This is a genomic window from Faecalicoccus pleomorphus DSM 20574 (assembly GCF_000420345.1).
GTDB classification, from domain to species: Bacteria; Bacillota_I; Bacilli_A; order Erysipelotrichales; family Erysipelotrichaceae; genus Faecalicoccus; species Faecalicoccus pleomorphus.
In genome coordinates, this window is record NZ_ATUT01000003.1 from 39,419 (window position 1) to 55,547 (window position 16,129).

The following is a 16,129-nucleotide window of genomic DNA, read 5'->3' on the forward strand; positions in this document are numbered from 1 at the left end:
CGATTAGAATTGAAAGGTAGGTAGAAACATTATGCCCGTTTACAAAGATGAAAAAACTAACACATGGTACTGTAAGTTCTACTATGAGGACTATACAGGAGCTAAAAAGCAAAAATTCAAGCGTGGTTTCAAGCTCAAGAAAGAGGCACAGGAGTATGAAAAACAATTTCTAGTGCTCCACAGTGAAGATAATACCATGCTTTTTAGCACCCTCATAAAGGACTATAAACGTGACATGTATACACGCTTTAAGCCTTCCACGATAGAAAGCCATGAGAATATCATAAACAAGCATATAGCACCATTCTTTAATAATTTACCATTGAATCAGATCACCCCTAAAACTGTGAGGAAATGGCAAAACGAACTCTTAGAAAGCCCTAAAACGTATTCTCAAAGCTATCTGAATACGATCTACACCCAATTAGTGGCTATATTCAATTATGCAATCAAGTATCATGGACTTAAGCAAAATCCGGCCTCTCTCTGTGGCTCCATAGGCAAAGCCAGGGCTAAAAGAGACATGACCATATGGACTTTAGACGATTTCAAGCTATTTCTCACCTATGAAGATGATCCACTGTACTATTGTGCTTTTAACATTCTGTATTATACCGGTATGCGCATAGGTGAGCTTATGGCCTTAACATGGGATGATATCGACCTTGAAAAGAAAGAAATCCATATATCTAAATCCTTGCAACGCTTTAATGGCATAGAGCATATAACAGCCCCTAAGACCGCCAAAAGCGTTAGATCTATCGTGATTTTCGACCATTTAATAGAAATACTCAAAGAATACAAAAAGCGCCTGTATGAGTCCAATACTGACCGATTATTCAATGTTACAAAGTCAAGTTTTGGAAGAGAGCTCAAGAGGAAAGCAAAACTAGCCGGACTTCCGGAAATACGTGTACATGATCTTAGACATAGCCATGCAAGCCTTTTAATTGAATTGGGTTTTAACCCTGTAGCCATAGCTGACAGACTAGGACATGAAAGTATCAAGATCACGCTAGATACATACAGCCATTTATACCCTAATAAACAGGATCAAATAGCCCAAAAGCTTGAAGAAATAAGTAAAAATTAATTTTTTTAGTATCAAACTAGTATCACAAACCAAAAAGAAAAGCCCTTATCTGCTTTAGATAAAGGCTTTTTCTTACATGTTTTGTCTTCGTTAAATTACTTAACTTCAACAGTAGCACCAGCAGCAACCAATTTTTCTTTGATCTGTTCTGCTTCTTCTGGGCTAACGTTTTCTTTGATAGCAGCTGGAGCACCATCAACCAGTTTCTTAGCATCTACTAATCCTAAACCAGTGATTTCACGTACTGCTTTGATTACAGCAACTTTAGTTCCACCTACATCTGTCAAAGTTACAGTTACTTCGCTTGGTCCAGCAGCAGCTGCTTCTTCAACTGGAGCAGCAGCTACAGCAGCAGCTGCAACGACACCGAATTTTTCTTCGATTGCGCTTACTAAGTCATTCAGTTCTAAAATTGTAGCTTCTTCTAAGTAAGCAAGAATATCTTCCTGAGTTAATTTAGCCATTTTCTTTTTCCTCCTATGTTATTTTGTTAGGCAGCTTATGCAGCAGCCTCTGTTGCCTCTTCTGCCTGAGCAGGAGCGGCTTCTTCTTTTGCTTCTACCTCTTTTACTTCAAATGTACCATTTTCTTTAGCTTCAGCTACAGCCTTAACAGTCATAGCAAACTTGATCAATGGTGCATTCAGGCAAGAAGCGAACTTAGCCAACATACCTTCTTTGTTCGGTAATGCAGACAATTTTTTGATCGTATCTGTATCGACCATGTCGCCATCAACGATACCTGTCTTTAATACAAGTGCTTCGTGTGTTTTGGCAAATTTAGCCAATACACGAGCAGGAGCCACTGGATCTTTCCCAAAAGCTAAAGCGTTTGGTCCGATCAAGTCTTTTGCGAAATCATCGTAACCTAATTTTTCAGATGCACGACGAGCAATTGCGTTTTTATAAACTTTGAAATCTACTTCTTCTTTACGAAGATCTCTACGCAATTCATTGATTTCGGCAACAGTCAATCCACGGTATTCAACCAATACGATGGAGCTGGCATCCTTCATCTTGTCAGCTAAGGCGTTAACGTTGGCTTCCTTTTGAGCAAGGATTTGTTGATTCATTCGTTCCACCTCTTTCTATTTATTGTAACAATATCCAAAAGAAAACCCGCATACAAGACGCGGGTCAATGGAATGCATTTCAAAAACTACTAGCATCAACCCTCGGTAACAAATTAAGTTCAATGAACAGTTACTGTCTTTGGAATATTGATAACAATCTAAATTTTACTGATTCTGGTGTTTTTGTCAATTATCTTTCGATTGTAACATGGATACCAGGACCCATTGTTGTAGAAAGAACTAAGTTTTTCATGTAAGTTCCTTTTACAGTTGTTGGACGAGCTTTGGCGATCGTGTTGTAGATTGCACGGAAGTTTTCAATCAATTTATCATCTTCAAAGCTTACTTTTCCGATCATAACATTGATGTTTCCTTCTTTATCTACACGATATGTTACTTTACCTTTTTTAACTTCGTCCACAGCTTTGGCAACATCCATTGTTACCGTACCTGTCTTAGGGTTAGGCATTAAACCTTTAGGTCCTAATACACGACCTAAACGTCCTAACTGACCCATCATATCTGGTGTAGCGATCAATACATCAAAATCCATCCAGCCTTTCTGGATCTTTTCGATGATATCAGCACCACCTACAAAATCAGCTCCGGCTTCCTGAGCTTCTTTTTCCTTGTCACCCTGTGCTACAACACATACCTTCTGTGTTTTACCGGTTCCGTTAGGCAGAACCATAGCACCACGAATCTGCTGATCCGCATGACGAGGATCTACATTTAAGCGGAAGTTTACTTCCACACTAGCGTCAAATCCACATTTTCCAGTCTGTTTTGCCAAAGCAACAGCTTCTTCGATAGGATACGTTTTGTTACGATCTACCAATTTGCTGACTTCAGCATAGCGTTTACTTACTTTTGCCATAATTGATAAACCTCCTATTCAAATCCTTCGATTTTGATACCCATGTTGCGAGCTGTACCGGCAACGATACGCATAGCGGCTTCTACATCGTTAGCGTTCAAATCCGGCATCTTGTATTCAGCAATTTCTTTTAACTGATCTACTGTGATCGTTCCAGCTACCTGTTTCTGGTCACCGCTGGCTTTCTGAATGTTTGCTGCTTTTTTCAACATAACGGCAGCAGGAGTCGTTTTCAAAATGAAATCAAAACTCTTGTCTTCGTACGCAGTGATCACAACTGGTACCAAGTCCCCTTTACGGTCTTTTGTTGCATCGTTGAATGCTGTACAGAACTGTGGCATGTTGATACCGGCACTTGCCAAAGCAGGACCCGGTTTAGCTCCGCCAGCAGGGAATTGCAACTTACAAACCTTAGCAACTTTCTTTTTGCTCATAAGACAATACCTCCTAAATAGTTTGTTCTTATGCAGTGGTCCAACGAGTGGTTGCGCACTCTGCCACGCATGCTTACTTATATTATAAAAAAAGAGCAAAAAGTGCAAGGACTTTTCACTCTTTTTCTAAATTTTTTCCTGTTTTTTTCTAATCCCAGAAATCATCGCCATCATCCCAGAAGCTATCACCATAGTTATAGTCATAATTATAACTGTTGTTGAAAGCATTCTGCACGCTCCAGGAAAGCCTGGCTGCACTAAACAATAAGAATCCGGCGATTACCACCGAAATCGCCAATCCTACGATGGAAACGATCATCGCCAGTATCTTTACTTTTGTGATATCAAAGGACAGCAGTGCCAAAACGACAGCCACTGCGCCTGCAATGATTGCCAAAATATTAAAGAAAAATGTAAATGGCGATAAAATCGTTAAAGCCATAGAACCTGCACCAAATACGATAGCCAACACCATCTTGATATCCATAGACGCATGACTTTCTGGTGGATTTACTTCACTTTTTTTCGATTTTGGAACCTGCGGATGCGGTTTTCTTTCTTCTTTTTGTTCTGCGATCGGGATCACAGGTGGAGTTTGCTTGTTTTCCATAGTCATATCCTCCTTATTGATTGGTTCTATTTTATCACGTTTTGCATATAAATGAAATTTGAGTACAATGTACATATGCAAATCATCGATCAGACCATACAAAATGTATTTCAGACCAAACAATATTCCCTTACAAAATTAGATAAAGGCATCAGCAATCATAATTATCTGCTGTGTGTTAATCAAAAAAAATATATTGTTCGCGCCCCTAAAAGTGAGCACTCTGCCCTTCATCTTCAATTTGAAAAAGAAAAGGAAGTCCTCCTGCATGTAAAAAATCTAGATGTAGAAACTCTTTATTTTGATACGATCAACGGTATAAAGATCACCAACTTTGTTCCTCACATATCCGAGTTTCATGAAACCGCTGATCCAAAAAAGTATGCCAAAGCAGCTTTGTTGTTAAAAACGTTACATACAAAAAATGTAGAGGTTTCTTTTTTCTTCGATCCTTTTTTTAAACTGGAACAATATAAGAATGCTATTAAGTCCCCTATTATTCATTTTGATCAAGAAGAAAAAATTTTAAATGCCGTCAAAGAAATCTATATTCCGGATACACTTTGTCATAATGATGTCGTACAAGGCAATATCCTTTTTAGCCCACAAAGAGAATACTTGATTGATTGGGAATATGGCGCCATGAACGACCGACGTTTTGATATTGCCAGTTTCTTTAGCGAAAACCAGATCATGGATCCAGAGTCAAGAAACCAATTTTATGAAGCCTATCATTTACCGATATCAAATACAGAAGTCTGCTTGTTTGAAGCTATGGCTGACATCTTATGGGGTTATTGGGGCAATATGCTCTATGAAAAGCGAAAAGAGCTCATCTACAAACAAATCGCAACAGAGAAAATGGAACACTATCATCATTTCTCCCTGCATTCTCTTTCATCATTTATCCATACCCTATAACAGAAATCAGTTCATGCTGATTTCTGTTTATTTTTAGAGAATAAACAAAAAAAGCCCTTTTCAGGACTTACTTATCAAATGGTGACGCGTACGGGATTCGAACCCGTGAATGCATGCGTGAAAGGCATGTGAGTTAACCGTTTCTCCAACGCGCCATGTATGTTAAACTTGCCTCTTTGGCAAGTGCTCACATATATTATCATGAGTTTTTTTAATGCGCAAGTACTTTTTTAAAAAAATTCTGGATTTTTATAGAAAAGAACAAGCTCCTACATTAAGAGCTTGTTTCTTCTGTTTTTGTTAATAACATATAAGCTGCTTTTAGATCATCCATTTTCGTATTTGAATCTTCTAACATGGCATACACCAAAGACATTCGTTTCAAATATTCAGGATCAGCATCTAATCTTTCTTTATTCGGATGGGTCACAAATTCAAACAACTTATCACGCAATAAGAAATATTGAAATTCTTCTTCCACTTCATCCATCAAATCTTTCAGTTTCCAGGAAATATTATTTTCCGTGCGCACCGCAACACGTCCAAGGCGAATCCCTTTTTCTTTCAACAGCTTGGCAAAAAGCTGAATTTTATCTTGTTGCATCGTATCCAGAAACAAGAAATCTTCATAAAGCTTATTTTCCACCGGCTCTTCATCGCTGGAAAACACTTTGGAGATAACCAAATCCAAATGATTGTCACCTACTTCTTTAAATTCTTCATTTAAATCTTTTAACACATGTTCCACAATTTCTTTTTGTTGTGAACCTTCTTTAAAATAAACCAAAATCATATAAGAACTCCTCTTTTGACTTCACTCCTGAAAATATATACAATACTGTCAACAGGAGGAAACTTCTATGAAAAAGATTATAACACTATTTATGACATTCTGTCTTTGTCTTGCCCTAACAGGATGCCAATCAAAGAACAATGAAGATATCCTTGCCTTTTTTTCCGCATTCCACAACACCTTAGATACAGAATCCGGTACGATCGAAGGAAGCATTGAAATGGCAAGCATTGAAAATTCAGTCATTGATTTACACATGCAATATCGCCAAGTCGATGATTTACAACTAGCTTTGCGTGTGGATTTAGAATCCGGTGGAAACCGTCAGGATGATTTTTTATGTTTCTACATTCGTGACGGAAAGACATATCTCAATTCCATGGGTACTACTTCTCAAAGTGTAGCTTCCAACTTAGGAATCGATACCCATCAAAAAATATCGGTGAAAGATCCTTTTATGAACTTTACCGATGAAGAACTCACATCCTTAATGGAATCCAGCAGTCGCTCCGGAAACACCTATTCCTATACGCTAGATTCTCAAATGATTTCCACGCTGTTAGATTCTTTTGGAACAGTTACTTTAGAGGAAGCTACTTTAGAAGCAGTCATAGAAGATAACATTCTTCAAGAATTTACGTTACATATCGTCGGTAGTCAGAATATTGAATCCGATGCCGCGAATGTGGATTTTACGATTCATTGTCAAATCCGTGATTTTAATTCTTTGGATCAAGTCAATTTCCCGGATAATCTTACCGATTATTAAATCGTATCGCATCAAGATACGATTTTTTTAATACCAAGATATCTGAATCCCTCTTTCCTTATGTTATAATATGAATAGAAATGATAGGAAAGGTGGGATTGCAATGGATGATCATTTGATTTTAAATGGCGCTTTCTTTCTAAAAATTCTGTTAGTGGCTGTTTTATTAATTCTGTCTTTGCTAATAAAAAATATTTCGATGAAGAGAAATTGGCAGCACAAAAAACTACTTTTATTTCTAAATCCTCTTATATTTGGTTTTATGGCCTGTGATATCTTCAATTCCGGTATCGATAAAACAGAATTTTTCTCATTTCAGTTTTATGGAGTCCTCACTATGATCATTTTATTAATTCCGGCTTTATGGATCGACTACAAATGGTTTAATTCTAAAAGTGAAGATTCTTAAAAACATGGATCCATTCAAGTTACAACATCTATTTTTATGTTAAAGCACTAACTATGCTTTAACACGACAAGCTTATCATTTTCACAAATCATTGTATCTCCATTGGGTACAATGATTTCTTTTTGTCGTTTGATCATAACGATTAAATAAGGCATATTTTGTGGAAGTTGATGGATGTTCTTTTGACACCATTTATGATGCTCGTCGATATAAATTTCCTTCATCCGATAATTTTGTGTTTCTTCAAAGGCATGTGCGGCTAATACAAGTGTATCTCCCTTTTCTAAAAAAGTATCTCCGTTTGGCATAATCGTTTCCTCTTTTTTAAGCACCAACACCGCCAACATCTGCTCGGGCAATGCAATCTGTGAAATGGTCTTGTTGACATATGCATGATTTTCATCAAGATCAATTTGGATAAAACGAATTTCTTCTTCCTCCTGATAATCGTTAAATGTCTTTAAGATATTTCCTTGTGGATCCTTCATCTTCATCCACTCTGTAAATTTGGGAAGTAGAGAGCCTTGTATGATCAACGAAATCAACACAATGATAAAAACAATATTAAACAAGTTTAACGGATAGTTCACACCTTTGGTAACCGCCATGATTGCAAACACGATGGAGGCAACACCACGTAAACCAGCCATAGATATCACCGCAATACGATTCCATGAAAAACCTAGTGGTTTCAACAACAATGTACAAACCAATGGTCTTGCGATCAAAATCATAAATAAGGAAATCCAAAAAGCATACATAAACTGGCTTGGTAACGAAGAAGGGGTAACCAATAACCCTAACAAAAAGAAAATGATCATCTGGCAGTTTTCTGTCAATACATCAAAAAAATGAACCATATCTTTTTTATCCGGCACATAACTGTTTCCCATCATGATACCGCATAAATAAACACTTAAATAACCGTTTCCTCCCAGTGCATATGCGAAAGCATACGATAACAATGAGGCCGCAAACAAAAGAATCGTTCGTTCTGCCGATGAAAGCTGATCCATTTGATGAAGAAGAAATAAAACACCTTTAGCTGTTAAAACTCCAACGAGTACACCAAAGCCTAATTGTTGGACCAACATCCATGGAATTTGAACGGATTCCTGCATACACAATGCGGAAAGAATCAATGTCAACATATAAGAGAAAGGATCATTCGAACCTGACTCCACTTCCAACAATGAATCTGTATTCTGCTTCAATGCCAAATTTTTAGAACGCAACACATTAAAAACACTGGCTGCATCAGTAGAACAAAGCACAGCGCCCATCAAAAGACTGGCATATAAAGGAAGTCCAAACACAAAATAGACAAAACCACCGACTAAAAAAGCCATAAGGACGACACCTATACTAGACAATAAGATGGCTGGCGCTAGAATTTTCTTTGCCTGTCGAATATTGGTTCCAAACCCTCCATAAAACATAATAAAAACAAGGCAGATCGAACAAATAGTTTCCGATAATGTATAATCATCAAAAGATATTTGAAACAAACCATCTACACCAAACAATACACCTAATCCTAAAAAAATCACCAGTGAAGGAATAGGCAATCTTGCCAATAAATGATTCAATAAAATACACAAAATAAATACAACACCGATTCCCATCAAAAGAACACTCAAAACATCACCTCCACAAAAAAAGAGCACGTCTCATGCTCTTAGTATAATATTTTTTTGATCTTTTCCCAAGTAAACTGTGGATCTCCAAAATGACCGTAACAGCTTGTCTTGTGATAAATCGGTTTTCTTAAATCCAATTCTTCTATGATATTGTTGACATCAAAGTTAAAATTCTTTTTGATCACATCCAACAGTTTTTCATCATCCATGATTCCAGTGCCAAATGTATCAACACATAAAGAAATCGGATCTGCTTTACCGATGGCATAGCTGACTTGTACTTCGGCTCTTCTGGCAAGTTTATTGGCTACTAAGCTTTTAGCTACATACCGACAATAATAAGCGGCACTGCGGTCAACTTTTGTCGGGTCTTTACTGGAGAAACAGCCTCCTCCAATACGTCCTCTTCCACCATAGGTATCGCAAACGATCTTACGGCCTGTCGTTCCGGAATCTCCAAAAGAACCGCCTACGACAAAGCTTCCACTTGGATTGATGAAGTATTTTGTATTTTCGTCCAAAAACTTTTCATTGATACTTGGTTTAATGACCTCATTCATGATCAGCTCACGAATTTCTTCCTGTGTGGCACTGGCATCATGCTGAGTGGAAACAACGATCGTATCAATGCGTTTGATTTCATCGTTTTCGTATTCCACAGAAACCTGTGTTTTTCCATCCGGCTTTAAGATCGGATTTTGACGGCGAACCTTTGTCAGCTGACGAGCCAGTTTATGCGCATAATAGATCGTCAACGGCATATATTCACGACTTTCATCGCAGGCATAACCAAACATGATTCCCTGATCACCGGCACAGATTTCATCGCGATTGACCGCATTATGAATTTCTGGAGATTGTTGATTGACAACAACATGAACCTTGTAATCTTCCGTATAACCAATACGGCGAATTTCCTTTAAAGCGATACCTTCATAATCTATATCAGCTTTGGTATTAGCTTCACCATAGATCAATACAAAATCATCTTTAATGGTACATTCCACTGCCATATTAGAATATGGATCTTGTTCTAATGCAGCATCCAGGATACGATCGGCAATCTGATCACAAATCTTATCCGGATGTCCTTCTGTAACACTCTCACTGGTAAAGATATAGTTTTTCATACTGTTCCTCCATAAAAAAACATACTTCCTAAGAAGTATGTCGAAATCAAGATACTTCTTATCGTTGTTAGCAGGACCACCTTAATATCTGCCGATATCAGGTTGGCGTGGGATCAACGAGCTAACTCTCTAACCCATCTCTTGATAATGCATTACTATTTAATCACAAAGGCTTCTCTTTGACAACTAAAACCCTCATTTATTTTCCCGAATCACACGGCATGGGTTTCCGCAGGCAACACAATTCTACGGAATATCCTTTGTGACTACGCTGCCGGCTTTGATCACTACATTATCGCCGATATGCACCGGTGCCGTCTGTGTCTTACAAAACGCAAACGAGCCATCTTCCTTTGGTTCACCAAAGCGATCTAAAGCGCTGGTCGGATGAAAAGCCGTATAAATCTGTACATTGGGTGCAATCAGGGCATTATCACCAATATGGATTTCATTATCGTCCAAAAAAATACAATTCATATTCACTTCGCAATTATTGCCAAAATAGATATTCTCTCCATAGTCGACATAAAAAGGCGGTGTGATCCAAAGATTTTTCCCTTGCCTCCTAAAAGTTCTTTTAGAATTTGCCCCTTTTTGACGCTGTCATCGGAAACCGTCTGATTGTACTCACGCACCAGATCCTTAGCTTTATGCCATTGTTTCAACAATGCAGGATCCCCACAATCATAAAGCTGCCCAGCCAGCATCTTTTCTTTTTCTGTCATCGTCTCATTCCTACTTTTTCTTCTGCCGCTTTTGAAATTCTATATAAAACCGACGTATAACACTGGTCGAAAGCAGCCATGCGAACCAGAAGATCATTGCGGTGGAAAAGAACCAGGAAGGATCCGTCTTTTGTACGATCAGAAAAACAGATACAATGAAAATACCAATCAATACAGCACTTTTATTCACAAAAGAACGAAACAACGCAATCACATAGGATTCAATTTCCGAATAGAGAAATACATCCGTTTCTTCCTTTTCGGAAAGCGAATCATAGATGCCTCTGGCAAAATTTTCCAAGACTTTTTTCATAGCTTTAGTGTAACACAAAAAAAGATACAGTTGGCATCAAGCCTCTGTATCTTCATCCTGTTCCAGTTTTTTCAACAGTTTCCAAAAGGAGTAATATCTAACAATTCCCAGAATCAATACGATGATCCCAATGATGCGAAATGCCTGATGATCGGCCACGATACCGCCAATCAAAATCACAAGCCCCAAGATCACCAGCTGCAGCTGTCGAAACAAAACCTTTTGTCGATCACTCATATTAACGTACAACAGTACCGTTTGGCATTTCTGTTACCGGACTGATTATTGACAATCCTTTTTCAGAACTTGCACAAAGAATCATTCCGTTGCTGTCTACACCACGAAGTTTAACCGGCTTTAAGTTGGTTACGACAATAACTTGTTTACCGATCAGCTCTTCCGGTTTATACGTATCAGCAATACCGCTGACCACTTGACGAATCTCTTCACCCATGTCAATCTTTTCCACCAGAAGACGATCGGCTTTAGGATGTTTTTCACATTCAATGATCGTACCAACCTTTAATTCCACTTTGGAGAAATCATCGATTGTGATTTCTTCTTTAATTTCTTCTTTCTTTAGTTTTTCTTCTTTTTGGGCTTCCAATTCTTTATTCAGTTCTTCCATAAATTTCTTTTCATCAATACGGGCAAACAGAACTTCCGGTTTCTTTTCTACCTGGATGCCTGTTTCTAACTGTCCGAAAGTCTGAATCGAATCAAAATCACGTTGGTTCGTATGTAATGTATCTAAGATCTTATCCGCTGTTTCCGGCAGGAAGCTCTTCAATAAAACAGCACTGATACGAATGGATTCCAATAAATTATACAATACGGTTGCCAAACGATCTTTTTTATCTTCTTCCTTAGCCAGCGCCCAAGGCATCGTCTGATCAATGTATTTATTGGAACGTCGCAGCAGCGTAAAGATTTCATCTAACGCATCCCCCACGCGCAGTTCTTCCATTTTAGCTTCCACTTTAGATAACGTGTTCTCTGCCAGTTCAATCAATTCTTTATCGACGTCTTCTTCGACATGTGGATTCAAAATCTGTCCATCAAAATATTTATTAGACATTGCTACAGTACGAGAAACCAGATTTCCCAAAATATTAGCCAGATCGGAATTGATTCTTTCTACGACCAACTCCCATGTGATCGTTCCATCTTGTGCAAACGGCATTTCATGCAGACAATAGTAACGTACCGCATCGACACCGAAATGACGCACCAGATCCTCCGCATAAATAACATTTCCTTTGGATTTGGACATTTTCCCATCTCCAATCAACAGCCATGGATGCCCAAAGACTTTCTTTGGCAATGGTTCACCCAAAGCCATTAGGATAATTGGCCAGTAGATCGTATGGAAACGCAAAATATCTTTTCCAATAATGTGTGTAGCCGGCCAGTATTTTTTATACTTTGGATCACTGTTGCCATAGGCATCATAGCCTAAAGAGGTGATATAGTTAGATAACGCATCGATCCAAACATAAACAATATGACCTTCATCAAAATCAACCGGGATGCCCCATTTAAAGGAAGTTCTGGATACACATAGATCTTGTAATCCCGGACGTAAGAAGTTATTCAACATCTCGTTTTTACGAGATTCCGGCTGAATAAAATCCGGATGCTCTTCAATGTATTGAATTAAACGATCGGCATATTTCTGTAAATTTAAGAAGTAAGCTTCTTCTTTGGCTTTTTGTACCGGTCTTCCACAATCCGGACATTTACCATCTACTAACTGCGATTCTGTCCAAAAGGATTCACATGGTGTACAATACCAGCCTTCATACACCCCTTTATAAATATCGCCCTGTTCATACAGCTTGCGGAAGATCTTCTGTACACGTTTCATATGATCTTCATCCGTGGTACGGATAAAGTAGTCATAGCTGGTATTCATCAAATCCCAATTCGAACGAATCTTTGCCGAAATGGAATCGACAAATTCCTGGCAGGATACACCGGCTTCCTTGGCCTTTTCTTCAATCTTGATGCCGTGTTCATCGGTTCCGGTCTGGAAGAACACATCGTATCCCTGTGCTCTTTTAAAGCGGGCAATCGCATCACTTAAAATGATCTCATACGTATTTCCGATATGAGGTCTTCCGGATGTATAGGCGATTGCGGTTGTTAAATAAAAAGGTCCTTTATTTTCCATATTGTCCTCCTATAAAATAAAAAAGCCTTCCTCCCAAGGACGAAAGCTTCGTGGTACCACCTTAGTTCGTGTCTGTGCAGACACCTCATTGGCCGTTAACGCCGGCTACGTTTCTTTCTACATTGTTCAAAAGAACGGCTCCAAGTCCATGTTCCCATCTTTTCTGTCACAGAATTTCACCAAACTTCCGCTCTCTTTGCACAGTCCAAACGGTACTCTACTTTTCTTTGCCTTTTAATGCCTGTATTATACGATAGAAATTTTGTTTAAACAAGTACATAGAAAAAAGAAGGCGAAAACACCTTCTTTAAGCTGCTTTGGTTAAAATGCGAACCAACGGCAAAGCCTTGGCCGGACAATTGGTGATACCCAGATGACGATCCGGCTTTGTCGTTCCGTGATAATCGCTTCCACAGGAGATAAACGCTTTATACTTCTGGGCGATTCGAATGGTGGAAGCCATTGTTTCTTCACGAATATCCGGACTGAAGCATTCGATACCATCCATACCTAAACGCATGATTTCCTCGATCAGATCATCACTGATGGAATCCAGATGCCAGCTTGCCAAAATCGCGATACCACCGGCTTCATGAATAGCTTGAATGATCTCTTTAGCTGCCGGATAGGTACAATGCACGTAACAAGGGCCATTCTTACCAAACACATCCTTGCGGAAGCGACGCATGGCTTCTTTTGGTTCATAGGCATCTACGTATTTTTTTACCAACGGCATTGAACGCACCTGCGCATTATTAAACACCATGTTTGTGATATCCGTTGGTGTAATTGTCTGAAATCTTGAATTCTCCATAATGGATCTTGTATCGATCTTTACCTTTGCCAGTTTTTCAAAACGCTGTACACGTTCGATCGACATCTTCTTTTCCCGCATCAAGGATTCTCTTTCCAGATCGTCAAAGATTTCATGAGACCAGTCGATGTAGTATCCCAAAATACGAATTCGAGTACTGCGATATTGTGCATCGATTTCCACACCCGGTATATACTGTATGCCATAAAGCGGTGCAAATCGACTGGCAGCCGCATTGGCTCTGGCACAGTTATGATCAGTGATCGATATTGTTTCCATGCCAAGCTGTTTGGCTTCTTTAAAGATTTCTTCGACATCATTTGATGCGTCATCGCTATAATTCGAGCGAATATGCAAATCAATTGGCGTTACATCGGCTTTGATTTCTTCTTTTACTTCCTGTTCAAAGCGAATATTGGTGATTGGTTCCCGTACGGTAACGGTATTAAAGAACAGATCGACCAATGTCTGTTGACAAGGCGTCAACAAAGCTATCAGGCCATTGACAAGCCACCATAATACGATACCAAAAGTCTGGAAGAAGAAACCGAAAACCATCAGCGGAATCCCAAAGCCAATCATCTGTCGAAAGATGACTTTTAAAGCTGATGCTTCTTCTTTGTTTTTCTTTACCAGCTTTAAATCGGTAAAGACATATCCAATCGACTGCCCTTTACAGCGAGCCGAAAATATCGGCAACAATAACACGCTGACAACAAACAACAAGGCATACATGATATAAAACAAAAGATCAAAGAAATTAGGTGGAATCAATCCACAAAGAATCAATAAAAACTCAATGACCCATATATATACCGGCAACAGGCATATATTGACATCCATTAAAAAGGCAAAAAAATGTGCCTGATAGTCTTCTAAATTACGCCTTAAATATTTGGCATGACGATATCCGCCGGAACGATACAGCTGTGATTTTTTCTGAAAATAGGCTGTTGTCAGATCTTTTAAACTATACTCTTTGATGACCATGGTTCTATCACAAACCTTTCTGTCTTCTATTATACAAAAATTCTCTATACAAAGAAAGGCAGAAAAAAAGATCGCTTAGGCGATCTCTTATACATTTTTTTCTCTCTTTCGTTTGATCAAAAAGCCAAATCCGACAGAGGATAAAGTCATCAAAATCCCATACAAGCCAAACCCACTGGAACTGGCTGTATCTACGACCGGTCTTTTTGTCAATGTAGTACCTTGATTTTCAATGCGCTGGCACTGGTTGACCAAAGAGAAATATCTTTGGCTTCCATTCGCCAATAGATAAGAATTTAACTGCGATACCTTATCCGTCGATAAATCCGAATAGCCGGCCACCCCTGATAAAATCTGACGGTAGTTATACACCGTTACCGAAGTATAAAGGTTGCCGTTGGCATCCATCAAATAATTCCGGATGAAATTTTGTACATCCTGATCCAATGTGTTCAACTCTACAACATTGGACACTACCGGTTTTAGCGTTTCTGTTGTCTGTGAAACAACCGGTTTTACCTCCTGAGCAGTCGGTGTCACCACTTGCGGTTCTACGCTTTGAGTAGCCGTCTGTACAGAACTCACCAATAAAGATTCTGCAGGGACTTCTGCCTTTGATAAAAACATTGTCGGAACAATAACCGGCGCTTCAAGCGTATCCGAAGTTTCTTCCACAGGAGTCTCTATGGTTTCTTCATCCGGATTTACTTCCGTTTCATCCTTTGTATTGTCCTCGACTTTTGATTCTGTATCTTCAACTGGTTTTGTTTCTTCGACTTTTTCTGTCTCTTTGTTATCTTCGGGTGTCGTCTGCGATTCTTGTGAAGAGGTAGATTCGTCGGTTACAGGCGGTTCCTCTTTATCCCCATCCTGTTCAGGTTTTGTGACTTCTTCGCTTTCTTCCACTTTTGCCTCTTCACTTTGTTTCACTGTCTGTTGCATCAAAAGTGCTTCTTCATACAGTTTTCCATAATCTTTCTCCAGAGGCTTTTCTTCTTTATTCTTGGTATTCCATAAAATCTCATTGATCGCTTTTTGTGTATCCTTATCTAGGGTATCATACACTTTTTTACCACTCAGGATTTGTTCATAGTTTTTTTCTGTTACAGTTTCATAGACTGTATAAGTAATGATCTCCTGTTTCTTATTATCGATCGTTACTTTTTTTAAGGAACAGTACAGATCAACAAAATCCTGAGGATCCTTGATTTCCTTTGTCTGTACTACAGTCGTATGTGTGGATGTCGTTTGTGCATAAATCGGTATGCCGGAAAAACCAATGGCAGAAGCTGCCACCACAGAAGCAAGACTGTATGCGATCCGTTTTTTCATTGATCCATCACTCCTCACGTTTCTTATACCAACT

Annotated in this window: 19 protein-coding genes, 1 tRNA gene and 2 other annotated features; of the genes, 4 read left to right on the top strand and 16 right to left on the bottom strand. The window is 38.8% G+C overall.

The window, feature by feature from the left end; translation table 11 throughout:
- The first annotated feature begins 31 nt into the window (after positions 1-31).
- The gene (locus tag G413_RS0102585; RefSeq protein ID WP_022789389.1) at positions 32-1,093 is read left to right on the top strand and encodes a site-specific integrase; all 1,062 of its coding nucleotides are present in this window, start codon (positions 32-34) and stop codon (positions 1,091-1,093) included.
- A gap of 95 nt (positions 1,094-1,188) precedes the next feature.
- On the opposite strand, the gene rplL is transcribed toward G413_RS0102585, so the two are convergent.
- From rplL to G413_RS0102610, 5 genes are all read right to left on the bottom strand, one after another.
- The gene (rplL, locus tag G413_RS0102590) at positions 1,189-1,557 is read right to left on the bottom strand and encodes a 50S ribosomal protein L7/L12 (RefSeq protein ID WP_022789390.1); all 369 of its coding nucleotides are present in this window, start codon (positions 1,555-1,557) and stop codon (positions 1,189-1,191) included.
- Positions 1,558-1,592: 35 nt separating this feature from the next.
- Positions 1,593-2,165 (bottom strand): 50S ribosomal protein L10, encoded by a 573-nt coding sequence (gene rplJ / locus G413_RS0102595; RefSeq protein ID WP_022789391.1) that lies wholly within the window; start codon positions 2,163-2,165, stop codon positions 1,593-1,595.
- 30 nt (positions 2,166-2,195) lie between these two features.
- Positions 2,196-2,326 (bottom strand) — a sequence feature (ribosomal protein L10 leader region).
- Between the two features lie 29 nt (positions 2,327-2,355).
- A complete protein-coding gene (rplA, locus tag G413_RS0102600) occupies positions 2,356-3,042 on the bottom strand; it encodes a 50S ribosomal protein L1 (RefSeq protein WP_022789392.1) in 687 nt (228 codons plus the stop codon).
- A 14-nt stretch (positions 3,043-3,056) separates the two neighbouring features.
- On the bottom strand, positions 3,057-3,476 hold the full coding sequence (gene rplK, locus G413_RS0102605; protein ID WP_022789393.1) for a 50S ribosomal protein L11: 420 nt from the start codon (positions 3,474-3,476) through the stop codon (positions 3,057-3,059).
- A gap of 148 nt (positions 3,477-3,624) precedes the next feature.
- Positions 3,625-4,086, bottom strand: a complete 462-nt coding sequence (locus G413_RS0102610; protein WP_022789394.1) for a hypothetical protein — start codon at positions 4,084-4,086, stop codon at positions 3,625-3,627.
- Between the two features lie 75 nt (positions 4,087-4,161).
- On the opposite strand from G413_RS0102610, the gene G413_RS11675 reads away from it, so the two are divergent.
- Positions 4,162-5,007, top strand: a complete 846-nt coding sequence (locus tag G413_RS11675) for a choline kinase family protein (protein WP_022789395.1) — start codon at positions 4,162-4,164, stop codon at positions 5,005-5,007.
- A 79-nt stretch (positions 5,008-5,086) separates the two neighbouring features.
- Here the strand turns inward: G413_RS11675 and G413_RS0102620 are convergent.
- Both G413_RS0102620 and G413_RS0102625 read right to left on the bottom strand, forming a co-directional pair.
- Positions 5,087-5,162, bottom strand: a tRNA-Glu gene (locus tag G413_RS0102620).
- Positions 5,163-5,281: 119 nt separating this feature from the next.
- On the bottom strand, positions 5,282-5,800 hold the full coding sequence (locus G413_RS0102625; protein WP_022789396.1) for a DUF3783 domain-containing protein: 519 nt from the start codon (positions 5,798-5,800) through the stop codon (positions 5,282-5,284).
- Between the two features lie 67 nt (positions 5,801-5,867).
- Here G413_RS0102625 and G413_RS0102630 point away from each other — a divergent pair, with 67 nt between their 5' ends.
- Together G413_RS0102630 and G413_RS0102635 are read left to right on the top strand one after the other, a co-directional pair.
- The gene (locus tag G413_RS0102630; protein ID WP_022789397.1) at positions 5,868-6,569 is read left to right on the top strand and encodes a hypothetical protein; all 702 of its coding nucleotides are present in this window, start codon (positions 5,868-5,870) and stop codon (positions 6,567-6,569) included.
- 103 nt (positions 6,570-6,672) lie between these two features.
- Positions 6,673-6,978: a hypothetical protein gene (locus G413_RS0102635; RefSeq protein ID WP_022789398.1), complete on the top strand. Its 306-nt coding sequence runs from the start codon at positions 6,673-6,675 to the stop codon at positions 6,976-6,978.
- Positions 6,979-7,025: 47 nt separating this feature from the next.
- On the opposite strand, the gene G413_RS0102640 is transcribed toward G413_RS0102635, so the two are convergent.
- From G413_RS0102640 to G413_RS0102675, 9 genes are all read right to left on the bottom strand, one after another.
- Positions 7,026-8,618 carry a potassium/proton antiporter gene (locus G413_RS0102640; RefSeq protein ID WP_022789399.1) on the bottom strand — a complete coding sequence of 531 codons (1,593 nt, stop codon included), beginning with the start codon at positions 8,616-8,618 and terminating at the stop codon, positions 7,026-7,028.
- A 38-nt stretch (positions 8,619-8,656) separates the two neighbouring features.
- Entirely contained in the window at positions 8,657-9,748 is a 1,092-nt protein-coding gene (gene metK / locus G413_RS0102645; RefSeq protein ID WP_022789400.1) for a methionine adenosyltransferase, read from the bottom strand.
- A 246-nt stretch (positions 9,749-9,994) separates the two neighbouring features.
- Positions 9,995-10,225, bottom strand: coding sequence for a DapH/DapD/GlmU-related protein (locus tag G413_RS12375; protein ID WP_244910581.1), 231 nt, complete (start codon positions 10,223-10,225; stop codon positions 9,995-9,997).
- A 2-nt stretch (positions 10,226-10,227) separates the two neighbouring features.
- The gene (locus tag G413_RS12380; RefSeq protein ID WP_244910582.1) at positions 10,228-10,473 is read right to left on the bottom strand and encodes a maltose acetyltransferase domain-containing protein; all 246 of its coding nucleotides are present in this window, start codon (positions 10,471-10,473) and stop codon (positions 10,228-10,230) included.
- Between the two features lie 10 nt (positions 10,474-10,483).
- A complete protein-coding gene (locus G413_RS0102655; protein ID WP_022789401.1) occupies positions 10,484-10,786 on the bottom strand; it encodes a hypothetical protein in 303 nt (100 codons plus the stop codon).
- A 36-nt stretch (positions 10,787-10,822) separates the two neighbouring features.
- Entirely contained in the window at positions 10,823-11,023 is a 201-nt protein-coding gene (locus G413_RS0102660; protein ID WP_022789402.1) for a hypothetical protein, read from the bottom strand.
- Position 11,024: 1 nt separating this feature from the next.
- On the bottom strand, positions 11,025-12,959 hold the full coding sequence (gene metG, locus G413_RS0102665) for a methionine--tRNA ligase (protein WP_022789403.1): 1,935 nt from the start codon (positions 12,957-12,959) through the stop codon (positions 11,025-11,027).
- A gap of 32 nt (positions 12,960-12,991) precedes the next feature.
- Positions 12,992-13,196 (bottom strand) — a binding site (T-box leader).
- Between the two features lie 70 nt (positions 13,197-13,266).
- Complete coding sequence (locus tag G413_RS0102670) at positions 13,267-14,763, bottom strand: PHP domain-containing protein (RefSeq protein WP_022789404.1); 1,497 nt, start codon at positions 14,761-14,763, stop codon at positions 13,267-13,269.
- Positions 14,764-14,850: 87 nt separating this feature from the next.
- A complete protein-coding gene (locus G413_RS0102675; protein WP_022789405.1) occupies positions 14,851-16,095 on the bottom strand; it encodes a hypothetical protein in 1,245 nt (414 codons plus the stop codon).
- Positions 16,096-16,129 lie beyond the last annotated feature (34 nt).

Bases quoted from the DNA above. Each gene is read 5' to 3' on its own strand.
- G413_RS0102585 (WP_022789389.1), top strand. From the start codon at position 32: ATGCCCGTTTACAAAGATGAAAAAACTAACACATGGTACTGTAAGTTC.
- rplL (WP_022789390.1), bottom strand. From the start codon at position 1,557: ATGGCTAAATTAACTCAGGAAGATATTCTTGCTTACTTAGAAGAAGCT.
- rplJ (WP_022789391.1), bottom strand. From the start codon at position 2,165: ATGAATCAACAAATCCTTGCTCAAAAGGAAGCCAACGTTAACGCCTTA.
- rplA (WP_022789392.1), bottom strand. From the start codon at position 3,042: ATGGCAAAAGTAAGTAAACGCTATGCTGAAGTCAGCAAATTGGTAGAT.
- rplK (WP_022789393.1), bottom strand. From the start codon at position 3,476: ATGAGCAAAAAGAAAGTTGCTAAGGTTTGTAAGTTGCAATTCCCTGCT.
- G413_RS0102610 (WP_022789394.1), bottom strand. From the start codon at position 4,086: ATGGAAAACAAGCAAACTCCACCTGTGATCCCGATCGCAGAACAAAAA.
- G413_RS11675 (WP_022789395.1), top strand. From the start codon at position 4,162: ATGCAAATCATCGATCAGACCATACAAAATGTATTTCAGACCAAACAA.
- G413_RS0102625 (WP_022789396.1), bottom strand. From the start codon at position 5,800: ATGATTTTGGTTTATTTTAAAGAAGGTTCACAACAAAAAGAAATTGTG.
- G413_RS0102630 (WP_022789397.1), top strand. From the start codon at position 5,868: ATGAAAAAGATTATAACACTATTTATGACATTCTGTCTTTGTCTTGCC.
- G413_RS0102635 (WP_022789398.1), top strand. From the start codon at position 6,673: ATGGATGATCATTTGATTTTAAATGGCGCTTTCTTTCTAAAAATTCTG.
- metK (WP_022789400.1), bottom strand. From the start codon at position 9,748: ATGAAAAACTATATCTTTACCAGTGAGAGTGTTACAGAAGGACATCCG.
- G413_RS12375 (WP_244910581.1), bottom strand. From the start codon at position 10,225: ATGAATTGTATTTTTTTGGACGATAATGAAATCCATATTGGTGATAAT.
- G413_RS12380 (WP_244910582.1), bottom strand. From the start codon at position 10,473: ATGACAGAAAAAGAAAAGATGCTGGCTGGGCAGCTTTATGATTGTGGG.
- G413_RS0102655 (WP_022789401.1), bottom strand. From the start codon at position 10,786: ATGAAAAAAGTCTTGGAAAATTTTGCCAGAGGCATCTATGATTCGCTT.
- G413_RS0102660 (WP_022789402.1), bottom strand. From the start codon at position 11,023: ATGAGTGATCGACAAAAGGTTTTGTTTCGACAGCTGCAGCTGGTGATC.
- metG (WP_022789403.1), bottom strand. From the start codon at position 12,959: ATGGAAAATAAAGGACCTTTTTATTTAACAACCGCAATCGCCTATACA.
- G413_RS0102670 (WP_022789404.1), bottom strand. From the start codon at position 14,763: ATGGTCATCAAAGAGTATAGTTTAAAAGATCTGACAACAGCCTATTTT.
- G413_RS0102675 (WP_022789405.1), bottom strand. From the start codon at position 16,095: ATGAAAAAACGGATCGCATACAGTCTTGCTTCTGTGGTGGCAGCTTCT.